The 3,280-nt window shown below is 64.3% G+C and carries 3 protein-coding genes and 2 pseudogenes; 1 reads left to right on the top strand and 4 read right to left on the bottom strand.

Annotated elements, in window-relative coordinates:
- The 4 genes and pseudogenes from CWO91_RS44925 to CWO91_RS41835 form a co-directional block, all read right to left on the bottom strand.
- Window positions 1–130: pseudogene (locus CWO91_RS44925) on the bottom strand (SAM-dependent methyltransferase); the annotation flags it as partial.
- 155 nt (window positions 131–285) lie between these two features.
- Window positions 286–1,212, bottom strand: coding sequence for an NmrA family NAD(P)-binding protein (locus CWO91_RS41845; protein ID WP_165406079.1), 927 nt, complete (start codon window positions 1,210–1,212; stop codon window positions 286–288).
- A 153-nt stretch (window positions 1,213–1,365) separates the two neighbouring features.
- Window positions 1,366–2,121: an alpha/beta fold hydrolase gene (locus tag CWO91_RS41840; protein WP_130221123.1), complete on the bottom strand. Its 756-nt coding sequence runs from the start codon at window positions 2,119–2,121 to the stop codon at window positions 1,366–1,368.
- Between the two features lie 37 nt (window positions 2,122–2,158).
- On the bottom strand, window positions 2,159–3,052 hold the full coding sequence (locus CWO91_RS41835; RefSeq protein ID WP_130221122.1) for an NAD(P)/FAD-dependent oxidoreductase: 894 nt from the start codon (window positions 3,050–3,052) through the stop codon (window positions 2,159–2,161).
- 114 nt (window positions 3,053–3,166) lie between these two features.
- Between CWO91_RS41835 and CWO91_RS44920 the strand changes: the two are divergent.
- Window positions 3,167–3,280 (top strand): annotated as a pseudogene (locus CWO91_RS44920) (TetR/AcrR family transcriptional regulator); the annotation flags it as partial.

The following is a 3,280-nucleotide window of genomic DNA, read 5'->3' as shown; positions in this document are numbered from 1 at the left end:
GCGCGGCGGCTTCGATCGCGGCCTGGCCGAACACCGCCAGCCTGGCGTCGAGCCGGGCCTGGTGGGCGACCCAGCGCTCCCCGCTTTGGCCATTCCAGTCGGCGACCCGATCGGCATTGTGCTGTGCCATGACATATCCTTGTTCTCGGTCTTAACTGAGCCAACCGATGCCAAAGCGAGCATCGTCTCCAGCGATCCCGCCACCAGCTACCCGGTCACTGGGCGCAGTGGCGACCGCCGGGGGCTTCCGAGACGACGCAGTTTATCCGGCCTACGAGCGAAAGATTAGGGCTTGCGCGCGTCTGCCTTCAGAAAGTCGTTCTGATGCGCGCGCACGAAGTCCTCGATCGACATCGGCGACACACCGGTCAGCAGGTTCACATCGCCCGAGGATCGGTCGTATCGGCCGTCCCGGTGCAGCAGTGCCATCGACTCCAAGTGCGCGACCACGTGTGCGGATGCGCCAATGGATCGCAGGCTCTCCAGCCACGGTTCCAACGGAATGTTCTTGTAGGTGATTGGACGCCCCAAGACTCTTGTGAAATCTTCGGCGACCTCGCGAAGAGTCTCCGCACGGGGACCGGTCAGCTCGTAAACCTTTCCAAGGTGAGACTCGGGATTCGCCAACACCTCTGTCACGCACCGCGCAACATCGTGGGCGGCGATTGGCGACGTCTTTCCCTCTCCGAAGGGCAACATCAGCGCGTCCTGAGCGGTGACCGTCGGAACGGCAAATCGCCAGAAGAACGCGTCCATGAAGGCGGTCGGACGCATCGTGACCACCGGCAAGCCGCTCCACTGCAAGACCTGTTCGGCCAGCCAGTGCTGCTTGTGCTGCGGGCTGCGCGCGGTCTCGCGGATGCTCATCTCCGAGACCGTCATCTGCGACATGTTGACGAATGCTTCGACGCCATGGTGCCGGGCAACCACCGCCGCGTTCGTCGTAGCCTCGAGATACTTCTCGTTGACCGACATGCTGAAGTACAGGCGCTTGCAGCCATCCACGGCGCGGTGCACCGCGTCCAGGTCGAACAGATCTCCGACGATCACCTCGGCACCAAGTGCCCTCAGCGATTCTGCCCGGCCATCATCCTGGCGGACCATGGCGCGCACCTTCAGCCCGCGCTCCAGCAGAGACTTCGTCACGCTCGGTCCGATCGCGCCAACTTGGCCAGCGGCACCGGTGACAAGGATGGGATGGGAGTGTTTCATGTCGAGGTTTCCGCGAGACCGATACCGGCGCTCCCGCCGGCGACGAGAATGGTGTGACCGAACAATTTCACTGGCGACTCCTGGAATTGGTGTTGGACTGGTTGACGGGGCTGTTCGAGGCCGATCACCTGGATCGAGCGAGCTCGGCGCGACTCACGATGCCACCATGTCGGCGTGAATCGCCTCGACGATCGCGGCGGGGTGGGTCAGTGGGATCATGTGTGCAGCCCCGGGGACAACGACCGTGCGGGCGTCGAACGCCCCCCCGAGCAGACGGCTCACCGACCGCGGAGCGGCCGACGTTCGCTCGCCGACGAGTACCGAGGTGGGCACCGCGGTTGAGGTGAGCTCGGCGAGCGTGGTCCGATCGGCTGCGCTGACGGTCATCTCGAGCCGCAGCCGCGGTGCGAGCCGTGTAACCAGCGCACGCCCCTTCTCGCCCAGCGCGTTCCACGCACCGGCGCCGCTCCAGTGCTCCACCAACAGGCAGGCGGCCGCATCGTGATCCGGGAGTGCGCGCATGAACCGATCGCAGAGGGTCTGCACCTCGCGCAGGGCGTCTTCCTCCCCGGGCACGCGCAGCACGCTGACGACCATAGGATCGACCAACGTGAGCCGCGCCACGCGAGACCCGACGGCCAGCCGCAGGTGAAGTCCGAAAAATGCCCCGATCGAGTGGGTGACGAGGTGGAACGCGCCGACGCCCTGCATGTCGAGCCAGCCGCGCAGGTGGGCCACCTCGTCCTTTAGCTGCCACGCCTCGCTCGGTGTCGGCCACCGCCCGTAGCCGAGCATGTCGGGTGCCACCACCCTGGCGCCGTGCGCCTCCAGACCCGTGCGGACCGCGGCCCAGGAATAGGAGCCGGTGGCCGAGCCATGGAGGAGCACAATGGGAAGGTCGTTGGTCATCGGAGATCCTGACTTCGGGAGAAGGGAATCTATGCTCTCAAACCACCATCGACTGCTGGGCGAAGATACCCGCCATCGCGCCCTGCGATGATGCCTGGGTGACCGAGGGCAAGAAGGGCGTGACGAGGTCGCCGGCGGCGTAGATGCCAGGCATGCTGGTTTGACGGCGCTCGTCGACCTTGAGGGCGATGCCGACGGGCGTATCCACCGTGGCGAGACCCAGTGATTCATGCAGGCTCGCGGACGGCTTGTTGCGCGGATGGGCGAACAGGATGTCGACCGCGACATTGCGGCCGGTATCGAGATTGACGGTGGCGATATGGCCCTTGTGATGGGCGATCTCGGTGATCCGGCCATCAACGACAGGTATGTTGCGGCGCGCCAGATCGGCCTGGATATCGGGCGGAATGTCGTGACCATCGGCGAAGAGCGTCAACTTGTCGGTCCAATCGAGGAACAGCTTGGCCTGATTGTGTGACTGCGGGCCGGACCAGACGAGGCCCCAATGCTGGCCGGCGACTTCAAAGCCGTCGCAATAGGGGCAGGGCACGATGGACGTACCCCAGCTTTCGGCAAAGCCCGGAACATCAGGCATCTGGTCGGCGACGCCATAGCTCAGGACCAGACGACGCGCCCCAAGGCTTTCGCCATCGGAAGTGAGGACGTTGAAATTGTCGATGGCGCCGGAGACACTTTCGGCCCGGGCACTCACCAGCTTGATCGTGGGATAACGCGCCAGCTGCTGCCGCGCCTCGGCCAGGATGTCCAGCGGCGGCTTGTGATCGTGGCCGAGCAGGCCATGCGAGTGGCCGGCGAAGCGGTTGCGCTGCAGACCGGTATCGAGAACGGTGACCTTGCGGCGGGCACGGCCGAGCTGCAGGGCGCCGGCGAGACCGGCAAAGCTGCCGCCGATGATGATGACGTCATCCATGGTGATGGGCTCCATTTGGAGGACAGGTTGAAACCTACCCATTGGCTTGCACATTTCCGACACTGCATGGTATCGTAATTCAGAATTAGGATACTGTCAAGTATTGGAATTGTCGTGACCGAAAACAGACAGGGCCGGCGCGGCCGGCCCGCCAACGAGGCGCTTGGCCAAACGATCATCGACGCCGCGAGCGAACTCTTTGTGGAATTGGGTTTTCAAGCGACGACG

Source organism: Bradyrhizobium genosp. SA-3, from assembly GCF_004212635.1.
Lineage (GTDB): Bacteria > Pseudomonadota > Alphaproteobacteria > Rhizobiales > Xanthobacteraceae > Bradyrhizobium.
The sequence above is the reverse complement of the archived record's forward strand: the minus strand, read 5'-3'. Positions and strand labels throughout refer to the sequence as shown.

What these genes read in the sequence shown, in the direction of transcription:
- CWO91_RS41840 (WP_130221123.1), bottom strand. Translation starts at nt 2,121, where the DNA reads ATGACCAACGACCTTCCCATTGTGCTCCTCCATGGCTCGGCCACCGGC.
- CWO91_RS41835 (WP_130221122.1), bottom strand. Translation starts at nt 3,052, where the DNA reads ATGGATGACGTCATCATCATCGGCGGCAGCTTTGCCGGTCTCGCCGGC.
- CWO91_RS41845 (WP_165406079.1), bottom strand. Translation starts at nt 1,212, where the DNA reads ATGAAACACTCCCATCCCATCCTTGTCACCGGTGCCGCTGGCCAAGTT.